This is a genomic window from Ruminococcus sp., from assembly GCF_019423705.1.
Lineage (GTDB): Bacteria > Bacillota > Clostridia > Oscillospirales > Ruminococcaceae > Hominimerdicola.
Genome location: NZ_JAHZAX010000002.1, coordinates 20,080 through 46,950 on the forward strand (window position 1 = coordinate 20,080; position 26,871 = coordinate 46,950).

Below are 26,871 nucleotides of genomic sequence, written 5' to 3' on the forward strand. Positions count from 1 at the left end.
AAGAGGTAATAAAAATGAAAAAGCCAACAATGATTATCGGAAAGAAACAGATCATTCTTGCAGGAATGACCCTTGTGCTGGGACTTGCGGTGTACATAAATTATGCGGTATCCGCAACCAACGGCAAGATCAAGCAGACTGACGTTATCAAAAGCCAAAGCGTCAATTACGGCGACGCACAGCTCGTGAGTGCAGACGGAGGGGAGGATTATTTCGCACAGGCAAGGATAGACCGAATGAATTCAAGAGACGAAGCCGTTGAGACCTTGAAGAACATTATGAGCGGCGGTGACGCTACCGACGAAGAAAAGCAGGTTGCTGAAAAAGAAGCCGAGACTATGACAGGGTTAATGGAGTCGGAGTCAAAGATAGAGAGTCTTGTCAAGGCAGCAGGCTTTGAGGACTGCGTCGTGTATCTCGACGGCGACAATGCAAATATCGTTGTGAAAACGGACAGCGACGGGCTTGTTGCCAGCGAAGCAGCGCAGATAAAGGATATATTGCTGAGCGAAGTTTCCGTTGCCAATGAGAACATAAGAATTTATGATGTAGAATAAAAATTTGTCAATTCATAAAAAATCCTTCAAAAATACTTGTAACATATCATTAAATATGATATAATAACTATAAGTATAGATTGAAGGATTTCTTTTTCTGTATAAAATTAAGGAGGCTCGGATATTATGAACGAGGTTTCAAAAAAGGTTGAAAAAAGCCTGCATATAAGTCAGGACGTTATCGCACAGATAATTACAAACACCGTTGGTGAGATCGACGGCGTTTACGGCATTGCGCCTGTTATGAAGACACCACGTCAGATCTGGTTCAGACAAGAAAATTTCGGCAACATAAGAATTGGTCTTGTTGACGATGTTTTATCTGTTTCCATTGGTATTATACTGAAAAGGGGAGCGAAGGCTGTTGCTGCCGCAGAGGAGATCCAGGAGAGGGTCAAGGACGCTGTGCAGAATATGCTGGGGCTTACTGTCGCAAAGGTCAATGTTACTGTTTGCGGAGTGAATCTGACTGAGGAAGAATAAATAATATAAAGGAAGTGTTTTTGTGCCAATAACAAGGCGTGAGATAAGAGAGTCTGCATTTTTGCTGAGCTTTGAGAAGATGTTCAGACCTGATGAAGAGCTTGACGATATTTTTATGTTCGCAATGGAGATCGACGAGCTGCCTGTTACAGATGATGTAAAAAAGCTTGTGGAGGGCGTTTATGAAAAGCAGGAAGAGCTTGACGAGATAATCGGAAAGTTCAGCAATAAAAGAGCTGTCAGCCGTATACCTAAGATAAATCTTGCTCTGCTTAGACTTGCGATATATGAGTCTATGTATGACGAGAAAGTTCCTGTGAACGTTGCAATAAGCGAAGCTGTTGCTCTTGCAGGCAAGTATGCGCTGGAGCCCGACGTTTCGTTTGTAAACGGCGTGCTGGGTTCATTCTCAAAGAGCCAAGAGGCTGACAAGTGAGTTTTGTTTTAGGTATCGACACCAGCAATTACACTACTTCTTGTGCGCTGTTTGACAGCGAAGATATGACTGTGAAGTCGCTAAAAAAGCTTTTGCCTGTTAAGGTCGGCGAGCGTGGACTGAGACAGTCTGACGCTGTGTTTCAGCACACAAAGCAGCTTCCGACCTTGATGAACGAGCTGTTCGACAAGAAATATGAGCTTGCGTCTGTTGGGTATTCTTATGCGCCAAGATGTGCAGAGGGTTCTTATATGCCTTGCTTTCTTGTGGGCGAGAATACGGCGACTGCGGCTACTCTTGTCAGCGGTGCTGAGCTTTATAAGACCTCACACCAAGTCGGACATATTTTAGCGGCGCTTTATTCCTGTGGCAGGCTCGATCTGTTAAAAAGCGATAAGCCTTTTGCGGCGTTTCACATAAGCGGCGGAACGACTGATCTGCTTCTTTGCCGACCCGATAAAGACAATGTGCTTGATATAACTGAGATCGGCGGCAGTCGTGATCTTAAAGCGGGACAAGCTGTTGACAGGATAGGCGTAAAGCTGGGGCTTGGTTTTCCCTGCGGCGCTGAACTTGAAAAGCTTGCGGAGAAAAGCGATAAGAGCTTTAAGATAAGACCCTCAGTTGACGGGCTTTACTGTTCGCTTTCGGGTATCGAGAACAAGTGCTTGAAGCTTATCGACGAGGGAAGCAGCAGGGAAGATGTTGCGAAATACTGCATTGAAAGCGTCAAGGCGGCTGTTTTGCAGATAACAAACGAGCTTTTGAAACAGTATGCTGATATACCAATTATTTACGCAGGCGGTGTTATGTCAAACAAGATGATAAAGGCAAGTTTGGAGAAGTATGGCAGCTTTGCTGAACCACGTTTTTCAAGCGATAACGCCGCAGGTGTTGCCATATATGCCGCAATAAGGAAAGGACTGATCTTGAAATGAGTTCTGTGATATCAGTTTCACAGCTTAATAAATACTTGGCTTTCAAGATCAAATCGGATTTGAAATTAAAGGGTATCGCCGTTAAGGGTGAGATATCCAATTTTGTTGTTCATTACAAATCGGGACACGCCTATTTTACTATCAAGGATAACGAGTCTGCGCTAAAGGCTGTAATGTTTTCAAGCAGCGTGGCGAGGCTCAAATTTATGCCGCAGGATGGTATGAGCGTTCTTGTTATCGGCAACATTGAAGTCTACGAACGTGACGGCGTTTATCAGATCATCGCAAGTGAGATAACGCCTCTTGGCGCAGGTATTTTGCATATGCAGCTTGAGCAGACCAAGAAGAAGCTTGAAAAGCTTGGTGTGTTTGCGCTTGAGGGCAAGAAAAGGATACCCCTTGTTCCGAAAAAGATAGCCGTTGTCACGTCGCTGACAGGTGCGGCTTTGCAGGATATTCTGCATATAACTGAGCGGCGTTATCCTGTTTGCTCAGTCGAGATATATCCTGCGCAGGTGCAGGGAGCGGCTGCTCCACAGTCGATATGCAATGCGCTTAAAGCGGCTGACAGGAGCGGAGCTGACACGCTTATTCTTGCGAGAGGCGGCGGTTCCAGCGAGGACTTAATGTCGTTCAATGCTGAAGAAGTCGCAATGGCTGTATATTCCTGCAATACGCCGATAATTTCGGCTGTGGGTCACGAAACTGACACGACGCTTGCTGATTATGCGGCGGATATGCGTGCGCCAACGCCGTCTGCGGCGGCTGAACTTGCAACGCCTGATAAGGCGGACATAATAAACGCCATAGCTCTTCTAAAAGAAAAGCTTGATAAGGCGATTGAAAAGATAATAACTTCTGCTGAAAATGACCTGAATACGGCATATAATATGATAAAGCTGCATTCCCCCGAAAAGAAGCTTGAGGACAGCGAGAAAGAGCTTTTGAAGCTCAGAGAAAGGCTTGACAGCGCAATGGATATAAAGCTTGAGCGTTTGTCAGCGAGCCTTGATAAATCGGCGGCGGAGCTTAATATGCTAAGCCCATTCAATGTCCTTAATCGTGGTTACAGCATTGTGCAGAAAGACAACGCTGTTGTAAATTCTGCTAAAATGCTCCAGATCGGCGACAAGGTCGAGATAAGTCTTGCGGACGGCAAGGCATCGGCAGAGATTACTTATATAAAATGAAAGGCTGTTTGAAATATGACATTTGAAGAAAATCTTTCGAGATTAAATGAAATAGTAGGTCAGCTTGAAAATAATAAGCTCCCTTTGGACAAGGCTCTTGAAATTTATAAAGAGGGCGTTGACCTTTCTGTGGAGTGCAAAAAAGAGATAGAGAACGCAAAGCTTTCTGTTAAGGCAATGAATGGAGAGTGTGCAAATGACTGATATGAACAAGGCTCTGCTTGACAATTACGTTGAGCTTATTGAGCAGAAGCTTTTAGAGCTGACAAAGTCAAAACCTGAGCTTCAAGGCGAAGTAGTTGAGGCAATGGAATATTCTTTGCAGGCTGGCGGTAAGAGGCTCAGACCTGTGCTTATGCTGGAATTTTGTCGTATGTGCGGTGAGAAAAGGCCTGAAAAGTATGCTGATATCGCTTGTTCTATCGAGCTTATCCATACATTTTCGCTTATCCACGACGATTTGCCTTGTATGGACGATGATGATTTCAGAAGAGGCAAGCCTTCTTGTCACAAGGCTTTTCCTGAAAATATTGCGCTGCTGGCAGGTGACGCTTTGAATACGCTTGCCTTTGAAGTGATCTCGAATGCGGCGCTTGAGGGCGAGATATCTGCTGATAAGGCGGTTATGCTTATTTCTGTTCTTGCCCGTGCGGTAGGTTCTGACGGAATGATCGGCGGACAGGTCATCGATCTTAAATATGAAAATCAGGAAATAGATATAGATACACTTAACATTCTTCAGACCTGCAAGACAGGTGCGCTTATCGAGGCGGCTTGCGTAATGGGTGTTATCCTCGGCGGAAAGCTTGATGCTATCCCGTTTGCGGTAGATTATGCGCAGGCGCTTGGCAGGGCATTTCAGATCGTTGACGATATCCTTGATGTGACAGGCACTTTTGAAGAGCTTGGCAAGCCTATCGGCAGCGACAGCGAACAGCATAAGAACACATATGTGTCACTTCTCGGACTTGAAAAGTCGGAACAGATCGCAAAGCAGCTCACAGTACAGGCACTTGGTCATCTCAAATACTTTGAGGACAGCGCTTTTCTGTCTGACCTTACGTCTGATATGCTTACAAGAAGAAGTTAAAAAAGATTGGGGAACTTGAAAAAAATGACGGATAATAAAAAGCCTGATCTATATAAAATGAATTTGCCTGCCGATCTTAAGAAGCTTGATGTTAAGCAATGTGAAGCTCTTTGCGGCGATATAAGGAGAATTCTGATAGATACAGTCTCAAAAAACGGCGGTCATCTTGCCTCAAATCTTGGAACTGTTGAACTTACTATGGCTATCCACAGGGTATTCGACTCGCCAAAGGACAAGATCGTTTGGGATGTTGGCCACCAGGCTTATACGCATAAAATACTTACAGGCAGATTAAAAGAGTTTAAGACACTCAGACAAGAGGACGGAATTTCGGGCTTTTGCAGACCCGATGAATCTGTTCACGACGCTTTTATTAGCGGCCATAGCTCGACTTCTGTATCTGCGGCGCTTGGTATCGCAACGGCACTGAAGCTTAGTGGCGACAGAGTCCACCACACTATTGCGGTGGTAGGTGACGGTGCTTCAACAGGCGGCGAGCTTTACGAGGGGCTTAACAATGCAGGAAAGAGCGACACCAACATTATCGTTATCCTTAACTATAATGAGATGTCGATATCAAAAAACGTTGGCGGAATGGCGAAATATCTTTCCACAATGCGCACCAAAGAAAGCTATCAGCGCACAAAGGGCAGGGTAGAGCGTGCTCTTGACAAAACGCCGATTGTCGGCAAGCCTGTGAAAAATGCCGTGCGCAATTCAAAAAATGCGCTGAAAAATATGATACTTCATAGCACGATGTTCGAGGACTTGGGATTTGTGTTTATCGGCCCTATCGACGGACACAATCTTGAAGAGCTCGAGCAGGGACTTATGGCGGCAAAGGCCGTAAATAAGCCTGTTTTCGTGCACGTCAATACTGTTAAGGGCAAGGGCTATGCCCCTGCTGAAGCCAACCCGGGCGAATATCACGGCGTTGGCTCATTTGAGATCGCAACGGGCAATCCAGATGTTGTGCTTTCTGACAGCTTTTCGTCAGTTATGGGCAAAGAGCTTTGCGAAATGGGCAGCAAAAACAAGCGTATCTGCGCTGTTACTGCTGCAATGAAATACGGAACGGGCTTGCAGTATTTTGCAAAGCAGTTTCCTGAGAGATTTTTCGACGTTGGCATTGCGGAAGAGCACGCCGTAACGTTTTGCGCAGGCCTTGCTTCAATGGATTATGTGCCTGTGTTTGCGGTGTATTCCTCATTTTTACAGCGATCATACGATCAGCTTATCCACGATATGGCGATCGAAGACTGCCACGCAGTTATTTGCGTTGACAGGGCTGGAATTGTTGGCGACGACGGAGAGACCCACCAAGGCATTTTTGATGTGTCATTCCTCACAGCTGTGCCTGGGATAACTATATATTCGCCTTCAAATTATGAAGAGCTAAAGCTATGTCTGCATAAAGCTGTTGAAAAAGACAAGGGTATTTGCGCTCTGCGATATCCAAGGGGCAACGATGTTTCTGTCTATGACAAGGCAAATTCAACGACAGATTTTGTTTATCGCCGTAGCGACGACGCAAGAGTTCTGCTGGTGACATATGGCAGGCTGACGAACAATTTATTTACGGCGATCGAGATACTGCGCAATCGTGATATCAAATGCGACGCTTTGAAGCTTGTGACGATCTTTCCAATAGAGCATAAAATAATCGAAATAATGTCGCAGTATGACGCTGTGCTGTTTTTTGAGGAAGCATATTCCTGCGGCAGCATTTCGGAAAAGTATGCGGCTATCTGTCCGAACGTGGCTCAGTTTGCCATTGACGGATTTGTTAAGCACGGCAAGTGTGAAAAGCTTTTGGACGAGCTTGGCCTTTCGGCAGAAAAAATGGCTGATACAGTTGAGGGCTTTTTGAAAAATGACTAACAGACTTGATGTTTATATCACCGAGAATTGCGGCATAAAAAGCCGTGAGCGTGCAAAGCAGCTTATCAAAAACGGCTTTGTCAAGGTGAACGGAAGCGTTTCAACTAAGCCTGCAATGCAGGTCAGCGATGAGGACGATATCGAATGTCTTGACGACGGAATGAATTTTGTCGGCAGGGGCGGTTTGAAACTTGAGCACGCCTGTGAAGTTTTTCAACTTGATTTGAATAACAAGGTTTGTGCGGATATTGGCGCTTCAACGGGCGGCTTTACCCAATGTATGCTTGAGCACGGAGCCAAATTTGTGTATGCGATAGATGTCGGTCACGACCAACTTGATGAAAGTTTAAAAAATAATAGTAAAGTCAAGAATTGTGAAGGTGTAAATGCTAGAAACTTGACAGCTGATTTCTTTGACAAGCAAATCAACTTCATATCTGGTGATCTGTCATTTATATCACTAAAGCTTGTTGTGCTTAGCCTCGTGAGCTGTTTGTGCGATAACGGAGAAATGGTTTTGCTTATAAAGCCCCAGTTTGAGGCAGGTAAGAAAGCGCTCAATAAGAAAGGCATTGTGAAAGATCAGAAGGATCACGTTAGGGTGTTGAATGAGTTGATAAGCTTTTTTAGAGCAAGCGGTCTTGCTGTTCAAGGTCTTGCTGTTTCGCCAATAAAGGGCGGCGACGGCAACATAGAGTATCTTGCTTACCTTAAAAAATGCGATCTATCAAACGACAAGCTCGGGAAGCTTGATCTTAAGACTTTTGTTAAAGCAGCTTTTGCTAAAAATGTATAGCTGGAATTTGCAGGAAGGAGGCTGCGCTTTATGAAAATTTATCTTTATCCAAATCTTGATAAGACCCATTGTTATGAATACACCTCGGCTGCCTGCGATATCCTTGCAAGCAAGGGTGCTGAGCTTTCTATGAGCGAGAAATATAAAGATGTGTTCAGCGCTGCAAACGTAGTTTTCGGCAATGAGGACAACTTGATAAATGACTGTGATGTTATCGTTGCGATCGGCGGCGACGGCACGATACTTAAATGTTCCCTCAAAAGCTCGAAGTTTTCAAAGCCTATTCTTGGCATAAACTGCGGCAGACTTGGTTTTATGGCGTCGCTGGAACATTCCCAGCTCCAGCTGCTTGACAAGCTTCTTGCCGGTGAATATACACTCAGTCGCCGAATGATGTTAGATGTTAAAGTCTTGACTGAGCAGGGCGAGCAGCTGTCGTTCGTTGCTCTTAATGATGTGACGGTGACAAAGGCTGACGACTGCAAGATCGCTGATTTTGAGGTCTCAAAAAATGACAAAGTGATATCTTCTCTTCGTGCTGACGGCGTTATTTTATCGACTGCTACTGGTTCCACGGCTTATTCAATGTCGGCTGGCGGCCCAATTATCGAGCCGGAAATGAAGTGCATTGAATTCACACAGATATGCGCACATTCGCTCTTTGCAAGGTCTATGATACTTTCAGAGGACAGCGTGATGAAGGTGAAATGTCACACCAGCACGGGCTCTCACGCAATCGTGAACGTTGACGGAAACAACGTTTACAGATTGTCGGCACAGGATATGGTGGTGGCGTCAAAGTCGGAATATTTTGTGGATATCATAGATATCTGCGGCGGAAGCTTTTTCTCTTCGATCAATAAAAAACTTATGCAGCCTTTGAAAGAGTCAACGGAGGACGGAATATGAAAAATCAACGACAAAAGCTGATAATCCAGCTTGTTACAGATGAGAATATATCCACTCAGGAGGACTTGCGTGACGCTCTTGAACGGCACGGGCTCAAAGTTACTCAGGCGACTGTTTCAAGGGATATCCGTGAGCTTTCACTTGTCAAGACCATAGGCAGCGACGGCAATTATAAATACAGTACCCCAGCGCTGAAAAAAGAGCAGCTTGGGCAGAATGGCAATATGATCTTCGGGATAATTTCCGAAGCCGTGGTGTCTGTTGACTATGCGCTGAATACTGTTGCGGTCAAGTGTCACACGGGTATGGCGCAGGCGGTATGCGCAAAGCTTGATAATCTTGGTCTTGAAAATGTTGTCGGAACGCTGGCTGGTGACGACACCATTTTTATGCTTATGAGGACGGAAAAAGCTGCTTCTGATATGACCGACACTTTGAAAAAAATCATAATCCCCACATCGCAGGAGTCTGATGAATAATGTTAAAAGAACTTTATATTGAAAATCTTGCAGTAATCGAAAAAGCGACTATTGATTTTTGCGACAAGCTGAATGTCTTTACAGGCGAAACTGGCGCAGGTAAATCTATACTTATCAATGGTATCAACGCAATTCTCGGTCAGCGTGTCACAAAGGACATTGTCAGAACGGGAACACACAAGGCTGTTATATCGGCGCAGTTTGTTGACCTAGGCGACAATGTGAAAGAAGTGCTTGATAAGTTCGGTATAAGCTGTGATGAGGGCGAACTTTTTCTTACAAGAGAGATAAATTCTGACGGCGGCAGCACCGCAAGGGTGAACTCGAGAGCGGTGAATGTTTCTGTACTTAAAGAGATCGGCGAGACCCTTGTGACGATACACGGCCAGCACGATAATCAGATACTTATGGCGCCCGAAAAGCACATAAATATCCTTGATAGCTATGCGGAATCGGAAGCGCTTATCGAGGATTACAGAACATCTTTCCGTGAGCTTCAGCAGATTGCAAAGAAGATAAACAAGCTCAAAGCCGAGCAGGACAAGAAAGAGTTCCGTATATCTGAACTTACCGAGATCGCTGAGGAGATAAGGGCTTTGAATATCCAGCCAAACGAGGATAAGAATATCGGGGCGGAGCTTAACGTTTCAAAGAATGCTGTGGCGATCTCTGAGGCGCTTTTTGCGGCAAGGCAAATGCTTTCGGGTGATGATGATACCGACGGGGCTGTGGAGATAACTCAGCGTGCGTCACAATCGCTTATGGGCTATACTGACATAATGTCTGATATTGCGCCCCTTTATGATAGACTTAGTTCTGCTGCTATCGAAATGGAAGATATTTCGGAAGAGCTGGGAGCATTGCTTGACAGCCTTGATGTTGACCCGAAGCGTTTTGATTATCTCAATCAACGTTCTGATGAGCTGAGGCGCATTATGAAAAAATATGGTCCTGAGCTTGATGATGTGCTGAAAACTCTTGAAAATGCTGAGAACGAGCTTAGCGAGCTTAACGGTGCTGAACAAAATCTTGACGAACTCAACAAAGAAAAGGACAGGCTTTTGGCGGAAGTTTCAAAGAAGGCAAAGACGCTTTCTGAATACCGCAAAAAAGCAGGCGAGCGTTTTGTTGCACAGGTGACGGAAGAGCTTGAGTTTCTTAATATGCCAAAGGTCAAGCTGGTCGTAGATCAGCAGAGGGGCAAGCTCACCATCAATGGTATGGATACGATCGAATTTCTTATTTCTGCCAATGTTGGCGAAGAGCCAAAGCCTATTGCGAAGATAGCTTCTGGCGGTGAGCTTTCGAGAATTATGCTTGCGCTTAAAAACGTTATCGCAGAAAAGGACAGTATCGGCACGCTTATTTTCGATGAGATCGACACAGGCGTCAGCGGTCGTGCGGCGCAAAAGATCGGCATTAAGCTAAAGCAGATATCACGTCTCAGACAGGTTCTTTGCGTGACCCACCTTGCGCAAATGGCTGTTATGGCTGATAATCATCTGCTTATTGAGAAAAATATCGTTGGCGACAGAACTGTCACATCGGTCAGAACTCTTGATTTTGAGGACAGAAAGCTGGAGATCGCAAGAATTATGGGCGGTGATAATATCACCGAGCTTATGCTTGAAAATGCGGAACAGTATCTTAAAGACGCTGAGAATATAATGAAATAGTTTTATCGGCAAATAGCTGTAAAAATGTGGCTGTTTGCCGATTTTTGTATATTTGCGTCATAAACAATGAAAATATAAGAATTTTGTTGACTAATCCGCATTTTAATGGTATAATATAATAAATATGTGGAAAGGATTTTGAATGATGAAGGTTGAACTGATTGCTCATACGCCCGAGCCCGAAAAGGTCGTTGCGACTGCTGCAAAGCTTTGCTATTCAAGCAGCGATATTGGCTCATTAAGAGAGGGACTTGACGACGAGAAAACGCAGAAATTTATTAAAATGCTGGTTTCTATCGGTCACGAAAGCCCTATGGAGCACGTCTCCTTTACATTCGGTATAGAGGGCATTTCCCGTGCCTGTTCACATCAGCTTGTGAGACACAGGATAGCTTCCTATTCACAAAAAAGTCAACGATATGTAAATGAAAATGGCTTTGATTTTATAACTCCGCCGGAGATAGAGGCTGTGCCCGAGGCAAAGGCTGAGTTTGACAAGCAAATGAACAATCTGCTTGAAAGCTATAACAAGATCGCTGATATATTGACTAAAACGCATACTGAAACTTTTATGGCGCAGGGTCTTGACGAGGCCGAGGCTGTTAAAAAGGCAAAGAAAAAGGCTTATGAGGACGCAAGATTCGTTCTGCCGAATGCCTGCGAGACAAAGATCGTTGTTACGATGAATGTCAGAAGCCTGTTCAATTTCTTTCAGCACCGCTGCTGCAACAGGGCGCAATGGGAGATAAAAGCTGTGGCTGATGAAATGCTGAAACTTTGTAGACATGTTGCGCCAACGCTTTTTGCTAACGCCGGTCCTTCCTGCGTTATGACAGGCAAGTGTCCCGAGGGCAAAATGACTTGCGGAAAGATAAAAGAAGTTAAACAGTTTTACGAGGATATGAAAAATGAAAAATAGATCGTCGCTTATAGTCCTTGAAGGACTTGACGGCTGCGGAAAATCAACGCAGTTTGAGCGTATCTCTAAATATTTTACTGATAATGGTATAAAACATAAGTCAATAAGCTTTCCCGATTATGACAATTCCTCCTCTGCATTGGTAAAAATGTATCTTGGCGGCGAGATAGGTAGAACGCCTGCTGACGTTAATGCCTATGCGGCTTCGAGCTTTTATGCTGTTGACAGATATGCCTGCTATAAGCAGTTTTGGGAGCAGGATTACGAAGAGGGCACTCTGATATTGGCGGCAAGGTATGTTACTTCAAACTGCATTTATCAGATGACAAAGTTGCCCGAAAGTGAGTGGGAGGATTATATCCGCTGGCTGGAAGATTATGAATATGGCAAGCTTGAATTGCCAAGACCTGATATGGTGATCTTTCTTGATATGCCTGTGGAGATATCGCAAAAACTTATGTCGGGCAGGTATAATGGCGACGAAACGAAGAAAGATATTCACGAGGCTGATGTTGAGTATCTCCATAAATGCAGAAAAGCTGCGCTGTTCACGGCTCAGAAACAGGGCTGGAAGATCGTTGATTGCAGCTATGGAGACAAGCCTCTTTCAAGAGATGAGATTTTCGGGGAGATAATGGGGTTTATTGAGAATAGTAAAGAGTGATAAATTTGGATTTTAGGAAAATTCAGAGAAACGATAAGGATTGGATAAGCGAATGTCTTAAAATATCCGATTTTCGTGGCTGTGAATACAGCTTTGCCAACAATTTGGCGTGGCAAAGACTGAATGATACCGTAATAACGCATTACAAGGATTTCTATATAAGCTGCTCATTTGATAACGGACAGCCTTACTTCACTTTTCCGACAGGCGTAAAGCTTGATGATAATGGAAAAGAAAAGTATATCGAGCTTTTTGGTGAACTGAAAAAGGACGTTGAAAAGCAGGGCAGACCGCTTATTATTTCATCGGTGACAGATGAACATTTAGAGTGGCTGAAAGAATATTATAAAGACAATATCACCTGCGAGCTTGATCGTGACAACTGTGATTATATTTACAATTCCAGCGATCTTATCGAGCTCAAAGGTAAAAAATATCACGGCAAGCGCAATCATATCAAGCGTTTTATGGATAACGATTGGGAATATCAAGAGCTTTCCGCTGATCTTATAGATGAATGTATAGCGTTCTCGACAGAGTTTTATAACAAGAATGAAAGCTATGATGATTTCTCCGCTGTCGTTGAACAGTATGCTATCGGGCTGTTTCTTGAAAATCTTGAAGAGCTTGGATTGAAAGGCGCTGTGTTGAGACAGAATGGCGAGATCGTTGGTTTTACCATAGGCGAACAGCTTAATTCCGACACTTTTGTGGTGCATATCGAAAAGGCTGTTTCGGAAATACAGGGCGCATACCCAATGCTTTGCAATCAGTTTGCAAAGCACAATGCGGCTGATCTTAAATATATAAACAGGGAAGAGGATCTTGGAATAGAGGGGCTGAGAAAATCAAAGCTTTCTTACAATCCTGCATTCCTGCTGAATAAAAATGTTATTACCTTTAAATAAGTGAAAGGAGTCATTTATTATGGTTTATGTATTTCTTGCTAATGGATTTGAGGAGCTTGAAGCCCTTGCTCCTGTGGATATTCTGAGACGTGCAGGCGTTGAGGTACAAACAGTCGGCGTGGGTTCAGATGTTATTGTCGGTGCACATAACATTCCCGTCAAGACTGACACAACGGTGGATAAGATCGTGCTCAATGATGATCTTGAAATGATCGTTCTGCCGGGCGGTATGCCGGGAACAAAAAATCTCGAGGCTAATCCCGACGTGCTCGGCGCTGTTGATTACTGCGCTGACAATAACAGATATATTGCCGCAATATGTGCCGCTCCTTCAATAATCGGTCACAAGGGTCTCCTTGAGGGCAGATATGCCACCTGTTTCCCTGGCTATGAAAAAGAGCTGATAGGGGCGATACATTCAGCAAGACTTGTTGCGGTTGACGGCAAGTTCATAACCGCAAAGGGTGCCGGTTGCAGCACAAAGTTTGCATTGAAGCTTGTGGAGCTTCTTGTTTCAAAGGAAAAGTCTGAGGCTCTTGAAGCAGGTCTGCAATGCAGATAAGCGATAAAAAAACGTTGCGCAGGCATTTCAAAGAGATAAGGGCTCAAATGGATAGTGATAGACGAAAAAGCGCTGATATCGCTGTGCAAAAGCGTTTTCTTGAAAGCCGTGAGTTTGCCGAGGCTGAAATGATACTTGCGTATGTGTCCTCTGATATCGAGGTAGATACAAGTCTTATCATAGAGGAAAGCTTGAAGTGCAAGATCGTTTTGTGCCCGAGATGTGCAAAAAGCGGCAACGCAATGAGCTTTTACAGGATAAACAGCAGGGCAGAACTTGAAGAAGGCCGTTTCGGCATTTATGAGCCAAGCGAGAATTGCTGGCTGCTGGAGGATTTTCACAAGGCCATATGTGTTGTGCCTGCCCTATCATATGACAAAGCAGGTTACAGGCTGGGCTTTGGAATGGGCTTTTATGACAGATTTCTTGCTGGTTTTGACGGCTTGAAGATAGGTATAGGCTATGAAAACTGTATGAGCGAGCAATTGATACACGACAGTTTTGACATATCGGTGGATATGTTGTTTACAGATAAATACATTTATGATCTCAGAACTGAAGGAAAGGAAGTTGAATAAATGGACGATATGAATTTTAATGTTGATGACATTGTAAATGACGTCAACTCCAAAATAAAATCCAATACCGCCGAGGAAAACGTGTCTGACGTACATAATGAAACTGTTGCAGATGCTTCTGCCGATGATGTGCAGGATATGGCTCTTAAGGATAAGTCAGAGCCAAGTATTCTTGACAGCGTGCAGGAGCTTGATGAATCTGATGATACGACAGAAGGCGAAGATGTATCGGCTGAGACAGAAAAGGAAGAGGACGAGAAAAAGTCCGATCCTGTCATAGAGCCTGTCAAGAAGGAAGAAAAGCCTAAGGATAAAAAGGCGGTAAAGTCCACCAAGAAGAAAAAAAGCAAGGTGAATAATTCACTGTTTGGCGGAATTATCCTTGTTGTGGTGATACTTACGGTTTCAATGGTGCTTGCTGTTGGTGGAATCTCAATGGGTATGGAATACTATGGTATCGGCAAGTCTGACGAGGATATCAGATTTAATATCCCGTCGGGTTCGACAAACAGTCAGATCGCTGATATTCTCGTAAATGAGGGCGTTATCAAGAACAAGCAGCTCTTTATGATTGCACTCAAGATCGAAAAGCCTGAGACTATTTATCCTGGCGATATCACGCTGAGACCTTCAAGCGGCTATTCAAGCATTATCACGGCGCTTTCGCAGATGAGAGAGTCTTATAAGACTGTTACGATCACCTTTGCCGAGGGCGAAAATCTGCTTTCTATTGCAGAAAAGCTTGAAAAGAATAACGTTTGCACCGCTGAGGATTTTCTCTTTGAGTTCAACAAAGATCAGGGTTATGAATTTGAAAAGCAGCTTACTGACAGCAGCGATATGTTCTATCGTATGGAAGGCTATTTCTATCCGGAAACTTACGATTTCTATGTTGAGGACAGCGCAAGCAACGTCACAAAGAAGATAAGAGATCAGTTTGAGAAGCAGTATGAAAAACTCAAGACAAAGATCGAAAAGTCGGGTATGGATCTAAACGAGGTTATGACCCTTGCTTCAATCGTTCAGCTTGAGGCAGCTTCAACGGATGAAATGCCGAAGGTCGCTTCTGTTTTCCTTAACAGACTTGACGATCCTGACACTTATCCAATGCTCCAGTCTGATACAACTTCAAACTACATCAAGAACGTTATCAAAGTTGAGGCTGACAACACGGCTTCTATCGAGCATTATACTGAGTGCTATGATACATACAAGTGCAAGGGTCTGCCGGCAGGCCCGATATGCAACCCCGGAATCGACGCAATAAATGCTGTGCTTAATCCTAAAAAGACAGATTATTATTACTTCTGTAATAACCTCAAGACAGGCGAAACATTCTATGCTAAGACCCTTGAGGAGCACGAAAAGAACCTTGTTAAGGCAGGGCTTGCAAAAGAATAGCAGCTAAAGGATTGAAATTAATGGTAGAAAATAATTTGTTAGAGGTGTTATCACCTGTCGGAGATATGGAGAGACTGTACGCAGCGCTTGATTACGGCGCTGACGCAGTTTATCTCGGCGGAACGGCTTTCGGAATGAGAGCCGCCTCTGCCAACTTTGACGCAGAACTTTTAAAAAAGGCGAGCGATGAAGTTCACAAAAGAGGGAAGAGGATATATCTGACCTGCAACACGCTGCCACATAATTATGAGATAGTTCATCTTGAGCAGTTTGTCAAGGACGCTGTTGCCGCAAATATCGACGCCCTTATAGTGAACGATATCGGCGTGTTTTCGCTGGTTAAGAAGTATGCCCCCGATATGGAGATACACATTTCCACGCAGGCTGGTATTGTCAATTACGTTACCGCCAATGAATTTTACAATATGGGCGCAAAGAGAGTAGTCCTTGCGAGGGAGCTTTCTCTTGAAGAGATCGCTGAGATAAGAGCGAAAACGCCTAAAGACCTTGAGATTGAGTGTTTTGTTCACGGCGCAATGTGTGTAAGCTTTTCGGGAAGATGTCTGCTTTCCCAGTATCTTGTGAACAGAGACGCTAACAGGGGTGAGTGCGCTCAGCCTTGCCGCTGGGGCTATCACCTTATGGAAGAAAAGCGAACAAATGAGTTTTATCCGATTTTTGAGGACGAAAAGGGAACTTACATTCTTAATGCAAAGGATATGTGTCTTATAAACCATATTGACAAGTTGGCTGAGGCTGGTGTGAACAGCTTTAAGATCGAGGGCAGAGCTAAATCTTCATATTATGTGTCAGTAATTACAAATGCTTACAGAAAAGCAATGGATATATACAAGGCTGATCCGAAGCATTTTGAGTTGCCGCAATGGCTCAAAGACGAAGTTTTCAAGGTGAGCCATAGGGCATACTGCACTGGATTTTTCTTTGGTCACCCGAAGGAAAGTCAGTATTATGAAAACAGCGGATACGTTCGTGAATATGATGTTGTCGCAGTAGTTGAAGGCTGTTCAAACGGCAGGATCTATTGCACGCAGAAAAACAAGTTCAATAAGGGTGACGAAGTCGAAGTTCTGTCGCCTGTGTCCGAGCCGATAACATTTACCGTTGACGAAATGTTTGACGAATATGACAACGCAATAGAAACAGCTAATCACGCAGCGATGAAAATGTCCATAAAGTCCGACTTGATTTTCCCTGCAAATTCAATTATCCGTATGAAAAAGTAACCAAAAACAGAGTGAGGTTTGTGCCTTACTCTGTTTTCTTGATATTGTCATTTTTCCTTTTTTATCTGTCCGTCAGACACGTTTGCGAGAGGGTTCGCTTCCATTGCACGCTTGATGTTTTCATTGGATAAATGGGTGTATATCTCAGTTGTGGCAATGCTTTTGTGACCAAGGATATCCTTCAAAACAAGGGTGTCAACGCCGCCGTGCTGATACATAAGCGTTGCGGCCGTGTGACGGAGCTTGTGGGTGGTTATGCCAAGGTTGCTAAGCCCTGCACGTTCAAGCTGTTCGCTGACGATCTGCTGGACACGGCGCTTATTTATCCTAGTTTTCTTTGATGAAAGGAAAATTGCCGATTCGTCCACCTGCGGCCTTGTAGTGTTTATGTATTCGTCCAAAGCTGAAATGCAGGCGTCATTAAGATAAATTATGCGTTCTTTACGGCCTTTACCAAGCACTCTGAGGGTCCTGTTATCACGGCTGTAATCGGTGAGGTTTAGGCCAACAAGCTCGCTGAGACGCATTCCGCAGTTTAGAAACAGCGTTATAATGCAGTAATCACGGACTTTGTTGCTTGACTCGATATTTTGTAGCAGCGCAAGGCTTTGCTCAAGAGAAAGATATTTCGGCAGCGATTGGGTTATATGCGGTAATTCAAGATCGTCCATAGGATTAGTCTCGATAAGTTTCGCTTTTTTATTCAGATAAGTGTAAAACTGTTTCAGCGCAGAGCATTTTCTTGCTCTTGTTTTTGTTGAATTGCCACGTTCGTCTTTAAGATATTTCAGATAAACGTAAGCGTCATTGAGCGTGAAATTTTCCACCCATTCAAGCGGCGTATCCTTTATCGGGATAGACTGAAACTTAGCGTCACGGGAGACTTTTTTGTGCTTGATATTAAGATATCTGAGAAAGGTTCGGATATCAGTAAAATAAGCTTCCTCAGTTCGATCGGTACGGTCTTTCACGACCTTTAAATTTGTAAGAAAATCGTCCAGATAATAAGGACAATCGTCAATGTATGCTTGCTTCATATAAACAACTCCTATTCATATTTATTACTTCTCTGTATTTCACTAAATTTTTATTTAGTGAAATCATCTGTTAATATTAGTATAGCACTTTCCTGCGGTTTTGTCAAGTACTCCAGTGGCGACAAACATAAACAAGAATGTTACATAAAAATCAATCTTTCTATTGACAAACATAAAATACTATGATAACATATATACAAGGCGAGGTTAAAACCTTTGCTTTATATGTCTAGGTGGATAAAGTGGTTTACTTATGGATAGTGGTAAGCCACTTTATTATTTTATACAAAGCAAATAACCGTAGGACAGTTTGCGCTAATTTTAAAGAAATAGTCTCAAAAAGGTTGATTTTATCGGCAGGATATGATAAAATAAATTTAAGAAAGGATCTGATAGTTAATGAATGATAAGAAAAAGCCTCTTATTATGAGGATCATAGTTTTGGCACTTGTTGCAGCGCTTGTGCTCGGTCTTGTTGTTGGAACTGTTCTTTACGCAGTTTAATGGTTCACATAGGCAATAGTTGGGACGATATTCTGGCTGATGAGTTTAAAAAAGAATATTATTTGAAGCTGCGTCAATTTTTGAAATATGAATATTCTCATTATACAGTTTATCCCGATATGTATGATATTTTTAATTCACTTAAATACACCCCTTATGAGAGGGTCAAGGCTGTTATAATCGGTCAGGATCCTTATCACGGTCCGGGACAGGCTCACGGACTTTGTTTTTCTGTTAAGGCTGGCGTTAAGCCGCCTCCGTCTTTGCAAAACATTTTTAAGGAGCTCAACGCTGATATCGGCGTGCCATTCCCTAATAATGGCGAATTGACCGATTGGGCAAAGCAAGGCGTACTTATGATGAACACGGTGCTTACTGTTCGTGCCGGTCAAGCCAATTCACACAAAGGCAAAGGCTGGGAACAGCTTACGGACGCTGTTATCAAGAAGCTCAACGAGCGTGATATCCCGACTGCATTCATTTTGTGGGGCGGAAATGCAAGGGCTAAGGCTCCCCTCATAACCAATTCTTGTCACGCTGTTTTTCAGGCTGCTCATCCGTCGCCGCTTTCTGCTTATAACGGATTTTTCGGCTGCCGACACTTTTCAAAAGTTAATAACTTTTTGGAACACAATAACATAACGCCGATAGATTGGACTATCAGCGACAAATAAAAAATACAACGTTCTGTTTATTCAGAGCGTTGTATTTTTTATTTGTATTAAATTATAGCTTTTTGATATGCTGTATCGCGATTGCAGCCGCCGCAACGATAAGGTTGTAAATGAGCACCAGCGAAGGAGTTATCTGTACAAATGAACCTGTCAACATCATTATCAGCGTGAGCACAGCGCCAAGTCCTGTTGCGCCGTACATAATCGCCGCGCCAAGATTAGCTGTGAATTTTAGCCTCTTTGCGCCGATAATAAGCATTGCGAACGACGGAAAATGTCCGCTGCAAAGCATTGAGGACGACTGTTTAGGCACATATTCCGTGACTTCTTCATAGTCCTTGTGATATCTGAAGCTGAGCAATTTTACTGTATCCTCTTCGATATCGAACAGATCAGCAAGGAATTTCTGTGAAAGGAAGCCGTCAACAGTTCTGATAACTGTCTTGATACCCTCCAGTTCAAGCTCTTGCAGCCACCTTGTGACAGAGAGGTTCGGTGTGACTTGGATAACGAATATCGCCGCAACAATGCCGTTTATTGAAAGGTATACCGCAACGTTGTCCTTGACGTATTCTTTTTCCTTTGCTTCTGACGGCAGACCATCGATAGAATGATTTTCCATAAGCTCTCTTGTGCCGAGCAGCACACGCTTGTTTTCGATCCAGCCCGAAAGTCCGAGACCGTCCTCGTAAATATAGCTCTCAACAGGATAAAGCATTTCTGTTTTACCTCTGAGCATTTTGTAGAATGTTGGCTTGAGTATACTTCCCGCTTGGCAGCTAAGGCTTGCAGCCATAAGAATACAGTCCTCGATAGATATTGCCGAAAGCAGCTTGAGGTTTGCAAGCTCAACGCTTCCGTTTGGGAAAAGCTGTTCACCGTCAACAAGCATTGAGTTTGTATCGGCAAAATCGTCAACAGCCGAATATCCAAGCATTACGGCTGAATACTGCAAATACTTTTTGGTTGCTCTTGCCATTGGCATATTCACGATAAGCATTACCGCAAATGACGAACACATTGTTATAACGCCCGAGAATGCCGCCAGCGCAACGAATAAGCGCTCTGTCATATTTGCCGCACCCTTATCGCATATAAGCGAAAGCAGAGCTATAACAAGGCCTGCAAGGAGTATGAACGGGCTTACCTTTTTGGAATACTCGTCGGAAATATCTGAGGTATAGCTGTTTTTCATAAAGTCGTCAACGAACTCGGTCTTGCGCATTGCGGCAAGTCTAGGCTCGTCTGATACAGCGCCCCTAGTGAAGTTCTGAGCGGTCTCTTCATCATCAACTGGTGTGATAGCATAGCGTTCAAAATCCCCTGCAACATAGCGGAAATTGCGCTCTGTGCGCTTGACGATCATAAGCTTGCCAAGGGTATTGAAAATAAGTCCCGCAATCGCCGCCGAGATATAAACGTGATAAATTCCGTCACGTATAGATTCGGGGTCGAAGAGGTTTACAATGCCTGCGATAACTGAGGCAAATATTCCTATGGCTGCGATTGTGTCGCTGTCAGCCTTGCGCTTGAAAAGATTTTTCATTCCTGCGATAAGCACGGTGTAACAAACCGCAATGGAGATAAGTCCCAGTATGGTGTTCGTGAAGAGATAAGCCGCAGGGGTTATTGTTCTGTCGAACGTCTTTATAAGCGGAAGTTCAAAGTCGTTTGCAATTGTGATGAATGTGCTGAAAATTCCTGTGAAAAGCAAAACGCAAAGTCTGAGCACAAGATTGCTCTTAACTTGCAGGATATCGTCAAGAATCTTTGGAGCGTCGTCAAACTTTTTAAATTCCGACTGCCCTGTTGGCTTCTTGCTGTCCTCAGGTGTCTCCTCTTCCTTTTCCTGCTCTTCATCAGTTTTGAGCACGAAATTCTCAACTTTCTTCTTTCTGTGCTGAGAAAGTATAGAGGATTTCTCCTCATAAGTTGCATCATCAGGGATAAGCGCCTTGTCAAATTCCTCAGTCTTAGGGATTATCTTGCCTGTGAGACCCATTTTGATGTCTTTAAGGCTTACCCTGTTTACGGGCGGAACGTTGTTCTTGTTAGCCTTTGCGGTCTTGTGCTTAGCAAGATTGTTTATTATCGCAGCGTTTTCGGCGTTGCGCTTCTTTTCTTCCTGCTGTCCGGCGGCAAGATCGTCGTCAAAGTCACTTCCCTTTATGGGGTCATAATTATAGGTATCGGAGTCGTTGTCATTTTCGCTGTCAATGGCGACCTCTTCATCACTTTGATCGTCGGATTCAGCCGTTTCGATATCGTTCTTAGTGCTATACTCCTCGATAACTTCATCGACTGATTCGTCAGCAACTTCGCTATCGGGCGAAAAACTGAAATCTTTTATCTCGTCGTTATTATCGGCCTTTCCGCCGCCGTATTCAGATAAAATATCATCAATTGAAAATTTGTCTGCCAAAGTTTTTACCTCCCAGCGCTTTCAAGATTTCTCTGACGCACAGCTTCATACATAAATATTCCTGCTGCAACAGACGCATTCAGAGAATTTACCTTGCCTGCCATAGGCAGACTGAGTAGAAAATCGCATTTATCCTTAATAAGCTTGCCCATTCCAAAGCCTTCCGAACCGATGACCAGCCCCATAGGCCCCGTGAGTTTGACTTCGCTGTAACTCTGTCCAGCGCCGTCTGTGCCGTATATCCACACGCCGTTTTCTTTAAGCATATCAATAGCCGCTGCAAGGTTCGATACTCTCGCAACAGGCAGCCAGCTTGCAGCGCCGGCAGACGTCTTGAAAACAGTTGCGTTGAGCGAAGCACTTCTTCTCTTCGGTATAATGATACCGTGTGCGCCAGCCGCTTCCGCTGTTCTGATTATCGCACCAAGATTATGCGGGTCTTCGATCTCGTCACAGATTATAACGAATGGGTCTTCGCCCTTCTCATTGGCACGGCTGAGTATATCCTCAACAGTCACATATTCAGCGCAAGCGCCCATAGCGATAACGCCTTGGTGTGAAGCTCCCCTGCTCATATTGTTGAGCTTGACATCGGTAACACGCTTGATGTTGATACCCTTTTCCTTTGCCATTTTGCAGATCAATGTGATCGAGCCTGTGGCCTCGGGATTGATGTAAATCGTGTCGATAAGCTTGTTAGCTTTCAGTGCCTCAATGACTGGGTTTCGGCCGATTATGAGCTGAAGCTCGTTATCATCGTCTTTATTTTGGTTTTTCTTATCTTTATAATTATTCATAAAAATTTCCTTTTCAAAAAAATATACCACAATAAATTATACCATAAAAAAACTCAAATGCCAATAGCAAATGAGTTTTTTTTGAGACTTTCGACGATTTACACAAATTTTATCCTTATTATTTATCATTATCACATACACAGGACAACAAGCATTAGCAGGAACACCGCAACGCATATGGCAAGCATTAATATAGTAAATTTGCCCGGCTTATTTTTGCGCTGAATATCATCATTATTTGTAAGCTCCTGAGCGAAAATCATTGCATTTTTTCTTAAAATCTCCTGCGGGACTGCGCCTTTTTCTGAGTTAACAAATAACAATATCTTATCGAAATATTCACTATTTGTACATCTAATCTCAATTATTTGTTTATTTATACCCTTCAGCATTTTTATTTTCTCCTTTGGCTGCCATTAAATAGATTATATTTCTGATTATTGGCTGTCAAAAGTGAAATATTCAACTTTTCAACCGTGATTTGTTGAAAGTCGCAGTTTTCAACACTTGATATATGTTTTTCTGTTGAAAAGTCTGTTGAAAACGTTGAAAACTATTGATTTTTTCGGCTTTGTCCCATTGTTGAAAACTTGTCAACAACAGTTTTTCGACGAAAAAACATTAAATTTTACAATTTAATTACAAAAAATGCAGCTGCAAATGTGAAACCTTTATTAACGAACCGACTTATCAACATATCCGCCCTGCCGGACGCCGAATTACCGTGGTTTGCAGATAAATTAATTTGTTCGGTTCAAAATTTACAATTGTATTTTATGAGTACATTATTTCTCACATCATAAAATTCCAACGGACAACGTCGGCATTTGCAAGTTATCTGTCCATAAAAACGTTCTTTTATCCAAAGTTGTTTGATAACGAAATCATTGAAAAGCCAACGAAATTTTCTTATCGTGTGGTGAGAAATTTTATCGCACGCTCGATAGAGTCTTTTGAGTTGCCCCAGTCGGCATTTGCGCCTGTGTTGCGATAGTCGTACATCTTGCAGTAGTGTGAAACATCGGCTTCAAGGCTGTCAAGATACTTGCTTGTGAGCTCACCGCAGGCGTCGATAAACTGCTTCTGATACTTCTTGTCCATATTCTCCGTGCACATTGATACAAGCAGATCATAATGCGGCAGGCAAAGCATTTCCTGCTCTGCGAAGAGGTTTCTGAAATCACGCTGCTGAACGTACATTTCAAACAGCGTCACCAATATTCTTGACATTCCCCAGTCCACCTTGCTGCATACAAAGCACTCGTTGTTGACCGCCGAGACCTTTTTCTGTTTGGCTGTCTTGCCCTCAAACATTTTCTTGCGTGTGAAAATGTGCTTCTGCATATCCTGCAAATGCGACTGGAGCATAAGCGCAAGTGAAAGCCTGTTCTTGCAGGCTCTCATCTGCTCAAAATGTGTCTTGCAGAAGCCAAGTTTGTTGGTCTCCATTCGCACGTCAGGCTCCATCATCGCCGCACCCATTATGTATTCAACTGTTCTTTGCTCCAGCGTGTCACGCAGACGGCATATGGGACAGCCGCATTTCGGCTCGAATATATCGGTGACAGGTATTGTAAGTATGCTTTCTCTCATTAATATTTATCCTTTCTGAAATAAGTTAATTTTATCCGCTTGAAAAATACTATTATTTATAGTATAATATCTTTTGAAAGATTTTGCAAGAGAATTTGATTTTTTTCTTGTTTATTGGAGCTGAAAATTATGGATTATACACAAAAAGGCAATGATATCATTCTGAAACAATCTGACTTTGACCTCGACGAAACTTTGGAATGCGGACAGGCTTTCCGCTGGGAAAAGATCGCCGATGATACATATAAGGGCGCATTTCTTAATCATCCTCTTGTTATAAGCTCAGAAAGCGAAAAAGGCGTGTTCAGACTGCACGATACAACGGCCGACGATTTTGAAAACCTGTGGGCGGATTATTTTGATCTGTCAACTGATTATGGCGAGCTAAAAAGACGTTTTTCTGAGGACGAGACACTTTCAAAAGCCTGTGTATTTGCAGGTGGCATACGCATTTTGAAGCAGGATAGCTGGGAAGCGCTTTCGTCGTTTATCATTAGTCAGAACAACAATATCCCGAGAATTAAGGGCATTATAAACCGCCTGTGTGAGCATTACGGCGGCTATCCATCGGCGGAGGATATGAAGTCGGAGACTATCGAAAGCCTTGCATATCTGCGCTCAGGCTTCCGTGCGAAATATCTTGTGGACGCTGTTGAGAAAGTTCTCGGCGGCGAGATAGATTTTCAGACGATCAAATCTCAGCCCCTTGACGAAGCCCGTGACAGTCTTATGAAAATAAAAGGCGTTGGGCCAAAGGTTGCGGACTGCACGCTGTTGTTTGGCTTCTATAAGACTGACGCTTTCCCGAAAGATGTGTGGGTCAAGCGTGTTATGGCGAACTGGTATCCGGATGGACTTCCCGACTGCGTCAATGGCGTTGAAGGCATTGCACAACAGTATCTTTTCCATTACATAAGAAATCTCGAAGCATAAAAATACCCGACTGTGATGAATTTCGCAGTCGGGTTTGTTTTTATTACATTGACTCAGGGCAAGTGATCTTGAGCATATCAAGAATATTCTTTATTACTTGCTTAACGGCAAGTGAAAGTGAAAGTCTTGCCTGCATAATGTCCTCAGCCTCGCCCTTGATACGGCAATTGTTGTAGAACTTGTGATACATTGTCGCAAGGTCGATAACATACTTTGTTATCTTTGCAGGGTCGTAAGCCTTTGCGGACTCGTTGATAACGTTTGGAAGCGTTGCGATGTGCTTGATTATCTCCTGCTCTTCCTGTGCTGTGAGCACTCTGAGCGCTGCCTTGTCAAGGTTCTTGACCTCGATGCCCTCTTCGTTCATCTTCTTGAGGACTGAGCAAATTCTTGCGTGAGCATACTGAACATAGTAAACCGGGTTCTGGCTTGTCTGAGATACGGCAAGATCAAGGTCAAAATCAAAGTGAGAATTAGGCTCACGGAGATTGAAGAAGAATCTTGCAGCGTCGATCGGTATCTCGTCGAGGAGAGTTGAAAGTGTGATAGCCTTTCCGGAACGCTTTGAGAGCTTGTACTTTTCACCATTGCGCACGAGATTTACCATCTGCATAATAACGATGTCAAGTCTGTCAGCGTCAACGCCAAGGGCTGTCATTGAAGCCTTGATACGAGCGATATAGCCGTGGTGATCTGCGCCGAAAATGTCCACGGCCTTGTCAAATTTTCTTACAGCAAGCTTGTTATAGTGATAAGCGATATCCGGCACAAGATAAGTCGGCACGCCGTTTTCACGAACGAGAACTCTGTCCTTTTCATCGCCGAAATCTGTGGTCTTGAACCAAAGTGCGCCGTCCTTTTCGTATGTGTAACCGCTCTCTTTAAGCTTCTCGATGACTTTCTGTACAGAGCCGTCCTTATGAAGTGTGCTCTCGTTGAACCACTTGTCATACTGTATTCTGTACTTGCCGAGATCGTCGTGAAGCTTCTGAATATTCTTTGGAAGCGCAAAATCGCAAAGCGCCTGTCTGCGCTCTTCGCTGTCAGCGTTTACATACTTATCGCCATAAACTTCGTTGAATGCGTTTGCGTGGTCGATGATATCCTGTCCCTGATAAGCGTCCTCAGGAAGCTCTGTTTCAGGCTTGTAAATCTGAAGATATCTAACTTCAAGTGAAGTCTTGAACTTTTCGATCTGATTACCTGCATCGTTTATATAGAACTCTCTTGCAACGTCATATCCTGCCTTTTGAAGAACGGAAGCAAGGCAGTCGCCGATAGCTCCGCCCCTTGCGTTACCGATGTGCATAGGGCCTGTTGGGTTTGCCGATACGAATTCTACCAGCACGCTCTTGCCTGCGCCCATATCTGTTTCACCATACTTTTCTTTGAGGTCAAGAACAGCGGAAACTACCTCTGCATACCAGTCAGCGGAATAGAAAAAGTTTATAAATCCGGGACCAGCAACTTCACATTTCTCAAAATATGAGCCGTTAAGGTCGATCCTCGAAACGATAGTCTCAGCGATCTTTCTTGGATTGTTCTTGAAAGGTCTTGCGCAGACCATAGCTGCATTTGTGGATATATCGCCGTTCTTTGAATCGGCAGGGATCTCTGTGTTAAAGGCAGGTATTGCTTCTGCCGGAAATGTGCCGTCAGCAACCAGTTCGCCCATTGCTTTCATCACAAGCTCCTTGACCTGTGAAAAAGCGTCGCTTATCAGATTAGTCATTATATTTTTCCGTCCTTCCGAAATTTATTTATGCGACAGTATTTGCCGCTTTGATCTCTATGATTATCTCAAAATCGCCTACATAGCTTGAATTAACGTCGATAACATAGTGAAATTCAAGCTTTCCGCCCTCATCGTTAAGATCAGAATTGATGAAAGTCGCATTGACGCCGACGGTAAAATCGCCGTATGGTGTGCCGTATACGCAATGGTGCTTTATGCCGTCTTCAACGATAAGGTTTGAGCTTACCGCTCCCGTTCTGTTCATCGTGACCCTTCGGCTGCCCTCAGTTTCAAGGGTCGTAACGCTGCCCTCAAAGCCTGTTGCCTCAGATTCCTCATAGGCGATCCTGTATCCCTTGTCAGTTTTCTCATAAGTTCCGTCGGAAAGCAGTTCAGTTTCCTGACGCATATCCCCGTCTATTTGAACGCTGACAAGTTTTATTGAAACGTCCTTGTTAGTCAATT

Annotated in this window: 28 protein-coding genes; 21 read left to right on the forward strand and 7 right to left on the reverse strand. The window is 43.7% G+C overall.

Translation table 11 applies throughout. The features are described from left to right. The first annotated feature begins 14 nt into the window (after window positions 1-14). The 19 genes from QZ371_RS01685 to QZ371_RS01775 all read left to right on the forward strand — a co-directional run bounded on the left by QZ371_RS01685 (window position 15) and on the right by QZ371_RS01775 (window position 16,711). Window positions 15-557, forward strand: a complete 543-nt coding sequence (locus QZ371_RS01685; protein WP_295208158.1) for a SpoIIIAH-like family protein — start codon at window positions 15-17, stop codon at window positions 555-557. A 126-nt stretch (window positions 558-683) separates the two neighbouring features. Then, complete coding sequence (locus QZ371_RS01690) at window positions 684-1,040, forward strand: Asp23/Gls24 family envelope stress response protein (RefSeq protein WP_295208161.1); 357 nt, start codon at window positions 684-686, stop codon at window positions 1,038-1,040. Between the two features lie 22 nt (window positions 1,041-1,062). Continuing rightward, window positions 1,063-1,476, forward strand: a complete 414-nt coding sequence (nusB, locus tag QZ371_RS01695; RefSeq protein WP_295208164.1) for a transcription antitermination factor NusB — start codon at window positions 1,063-1,065, stop codon at window positions 1,474-1,476. Continuing rightward, window positions 1,473-2,414, forward strand: a complete 942-nt coding sequence (locus QZ371_RS01700; RefSeq protein ID WP_295208167.1) for a peptidase M22 — start codon at window positions 1,473-1,475, stop codon at window positions 2,412-2,414. The genes nusB and QZ371_RS01700 overlap by 4 nt, the downstream gene beginning before the upstream one ends. Further along, window positions 2,411-3,604 (forward strand): exodeoxyribonuclease VII large subunit, encoded by a 1,194-nt coding sequence (xseA, locus tag QZ371_RS01705; RefSeq protein WP_295208170.1) that lies wholly within the window; start codon window positions 2,411-2,413, stop codon window positions 3,602-3,604. The genes QZ371_RS01700 and xseA overlap by 4 nt, the downstream gene beginning before the upstream one ends. Before the next feature lie 15 nt (window positions 3,605-3,619). Continuing rightward, on the forward strand, window positions 3,620-3,808 hold the full coding sequence (gene xseB / locus QZ371_RS01710; RefSeq protein WP_295208173.1) for an exodeoxyribonuclease VII small subunit: 189 nt from the start codon (window positions 3,620-3,622) through the stop codon (window positions 3,806-3,808). Next, window positions 3,801-4,694 (forward strand): polyprenyl synthetase family protein, encoded by an 894-nt coding sequence (locus QZ371_RS01715; protein WP_295208176.1) that lies wholly within the window; start codon window positions 3,801-3,803, stop codon window positions 4,692-4,694. The genes xseB and QZ371_RS01715 overlap by 8 nt, the downstream gene beginning before the upstream one ends. 24 nt (window positions 4,695-4,718) lie before the next feature. After that, window positions 4,719-6,575 (forward strand): 1-deoxy-D-xylulose-5-phosphate synthase, encoded by a 1,857-nt coding sequence (gene dxs / locus QZ371_RS01720; protein WP_295208179.1) that lies wholly within the window; start codon window positions 4,719-4,721, stop codon window positions 6,573-6,575. Next, window positions 6,568-7,371, forward strand: a complete 804-nt coding sequence (locus QZ371_RS01725; RefSeq protein ID WP_295208183.1) for a TlyA family RNA methyltransferase — start codon at window positions 6,568-6,570, stop codon at window positions 7,369-7,371. Before dxs ends, QZ371_RS01725 begins: the two co-directional genes overlap by 8 nt. A gap of 30 nt (window positions 7,372-7,401) precedes the next feature. After that, complete coding sequence (locus QZ371_RS01730) at window positions 7,402-8,280, forward strand: NAD(+)/NADH kinase (protein WP_295208186.1); 879 nt, start codon at window positions 7,402-7,404, stop codon at window positions 8,278-8,280. Continuing rightward, window positions 8,277-8,759: an arginine repressor gene (gene argR / locus QZ371_RS01735; RefSeq protein ID WP_295208189.1), complete on the forward strand. Its 483-nt coding sequence runs from the start codon at window positions 8,277-8,279 to the stop codon at window positions 8,757-8,759. The genes QZ371_RS01730 and argR overlap by 4 nt, the downstream gene beginning before the upstream one ends. Continuing rightward, complete coding sequence (recN, locus tag QZ371_RS01740; protein WP_295208192.1) at window positions 8,759-10,435, forward strand: DNA repair protein RecN; 1,677 nt, start codon at window positions 8,759-8,761, stop codon at window positions 10,433-10,435. Before argR ends, recN begins: the two co-directional genes overlap by 1 nt. 142 nt (window positions 10,436-10,577) lie before the next feature. Further along, window positions 10,578-11,354 (forward strand): FAD-dependent thymidylate synthase, encoded by a 777-nt coding sequence (gene thyX, locus QZ371_RS01745; RefSeq protein ID WP_295208195.1) that lies wholly within the window; start codon window positions 10,578-10,580, stop codon window positions 11,352-11,354. After that, window positions 11,344-12,018 carry a deoxynucleoside kinase gene (locus QZ371_RS01750; RefSeq protein WP_295208197.1) on the forward strand — a complete coding sequence of 225 codons (675 nt, stop codon included), beginning with the start codon at window positions 11,344-11,346 and terminating at the stop codon, window positions 12,016-12,018. The genes thyX and QZ371_RS01750 overlap by 11 nt, the downstream gene beginning before the upstream one ends. Beyond that, window positions 12,015-12,926: a phosphatidylglycerol lysyltransferase domain-containing protein gene (locus QZ371_RS01755; RefSeq protein ID WP_295208201.1), complete on the forward strand. Its 912-nt coding sequence runs from the start codon at window positions 12,015-12,017 to the stop codon at window positions 12,924-12,926. The genes QZ371_RS01750 and QZ371_RS01755 overlap by 4 nt, the downstream gene beginning before the upstream one ends. 19 nt (window positions 12,927-12,945) lie before the next feature. Continuing rightward, window positions 12,946-13,488, forward strand: coding sequence for a DJ-1 family glyoxalase III (locus QZ371_RS01760; RefSeq protein ID WP_295208204.1), 543 nt, complete (start codon window positions 12,946-12,948; stop codon window positions 13,486-13,488). Beyond that, window positions 13,479-14,066, forward strand: a complete 588-nt coding sequence (locus tag QZ371_RS01765; protein ID WP_295208206.1) for a 5-formyltetrahydrofolate cyclo-ligase — start codon at window positions 13,479-13,481, stop codon at window positions 14,064-14,066. The genes QZ371_RS01760 and QZ371_RS01765 overlap by 10 nt, the downstream gene beginning before the upstream one ends. Continuing rightward, window positions 14,067-15,467, forward strand: coding sequence for an endolytic transglycosylase MltG (mltG, locus tag QZ371_RS01770; protein WP_295208209.1), 1,401 nt, complete (start codon window positions 14,067-14,069; stop codon window positions 15,465-15,467). It begins immediately after the preceding gene. A gap of 65 nt (window positions 15,468-15,532) precedes the next feature. Next, on the forward strand, window positions 15,533-16,711 hold the full coding sequence (locus QZ371_RS01775) for a U32 family peptidase (RefSeq protein WP_366558685.1): 1,179 nt from the start codon (window positions 15,533-15,535) through the stop codon (window positions 16,709-16,711). A 47-nt stretch (window positions 16,712-16,758) separates the two neighbouring features. Here the strand turns inward: QZ371_RS01775 and QZ371_RS01780 are convergent, their stop codons facing one another. Continuing rightward, window positions 16,759-17,748, reverse strand: a complete 990-nt coding sequence (locus QZ371_RS01780; protein ID WP_295208214.1) for a tyrosine-type recombinase/integrase — start codon at window positions 17,746-17,748, stop codon at window positions 16,759-16,761. A gap of 503 nt (window positions 17,749-18,251) precedes the next feature. Here QZ371_RS01780 and QZ371_RS01785 point away from each other — a divergent pair. Then, window positions 18,252-18,926: a uracil-DNA glycosylase gene (locus QZ371_RS01785; RefSeq protein ID WP_295208217.1), complete on the forward strand. Its 675-nt coding sequence runs from the start codon at window positions 18,252-18,254 to the stop codon at window positions 18,924-18,926. A gap of 52 nt (window positions 18,927-18,978) precedes the next feature. Here QZ371_RS01785 and QZ371_RS01790 read toward each other — a convergent pair whose 3' ends face one another. The 4 genes from QZ371_RS01790 to QZ371_RS01805 all read right to left on the reverse strand — a co-directional run bounded on the left by QZ371_RS01790 (window position 18,979) and on the right by QZ371_RS01805 (window position 23,738). Next, window positions 18,979-21,348: a hypothetical protein gene (locus tag QZ371_RS01790; RefSeq protein ID WP_295208220.1), complete on the reverse strand. Its 2,370-nt coding sequence runs from the start codon at window positions 21,346-21,348 to the stop codon at window positions 18,979-18,981. A gap of 5 nt (window positions 21,349-21,353) precedes the next feature. Next, entirely contained in the window at window positions 21,354-22,145 is a 792-nt protein-coding gene (rlmB, locus tag QZ371_RS01795; protein ID WP_295208223.1) for a 23S rRNA (guanosine(2251)-2'-O)-methyltransferase RlmB, read from the reverse strand. A gap of 131 nt (window positions 22,146-22,276) precedes the next feature. Next, entirely contained in the window at window positions 22,277-22,537 is a 261-nt protein-coding gene (locus QZ371_RS01800; RefSeq protein WP_295208226.1) for a hypothetical protein, read from the reverse strand. A gap of 517 nt (window positions 22,538-23,054) precedes the next feature. Then, window positions 23,055-23,738 carry a DUF6062 family protein gene (locus QZ371_RS01805; protein ID WP_295208229.1) on the reverse strand — a complete coding sequence of 228 codons (684 nt, stop codon included), beginning with the start codon at window positions 23,736-23,738 and terminating at the stop codon, window positions 23,055-23,057. Between the two features lie 129 nt (window positions 23,739-23,867). Between QZ371_RS01805 and QZ371_RS01810 the strand changes: the two genes are divergently transcribed. Then, window positions 23,868-24,671: a DNA glycosylase gene (locus QZ371_RS01810; protein ID WP_295208232.1), complete on the forward strand. Its 804-nt coding sequence runs from the start codon at window positions 23,868-23,870 to the stop codon at window positions 24,669-24,671. 43 nt (window positions 24,672-24,714) lie between these two features. Here the strand turns inward: QZ371_RS01810 and argS are convergent, their stop codons facing one another. Continuing rightward, entirely contained in the window at window positions 24,715-26,403 is a 1,689-nt protein-coding gene (gene argS, locus QZ371_RS01815; protein WP_295208234.1) for an arginine--tRNA ligase, read from the reverse strand. Between the two features lie 28 nt (window positions 26,404-26,431). Continuing rightward, window positions 26,432-26,869 carry a DUF1934 domain-containing protein gene (locus QZ371_RS01820; protein WP_295208237.1) on the reverse strand — a complete coding sequence of 146 codons (438 nt, stop codon included), beginning with the start codon at window positions 26,867-26,869 and terminating at the stop codon, window positions 26,432-26,434. Between the last annotated feature and the right edge of the window lie 2 nt (window positions 26,870-26,871).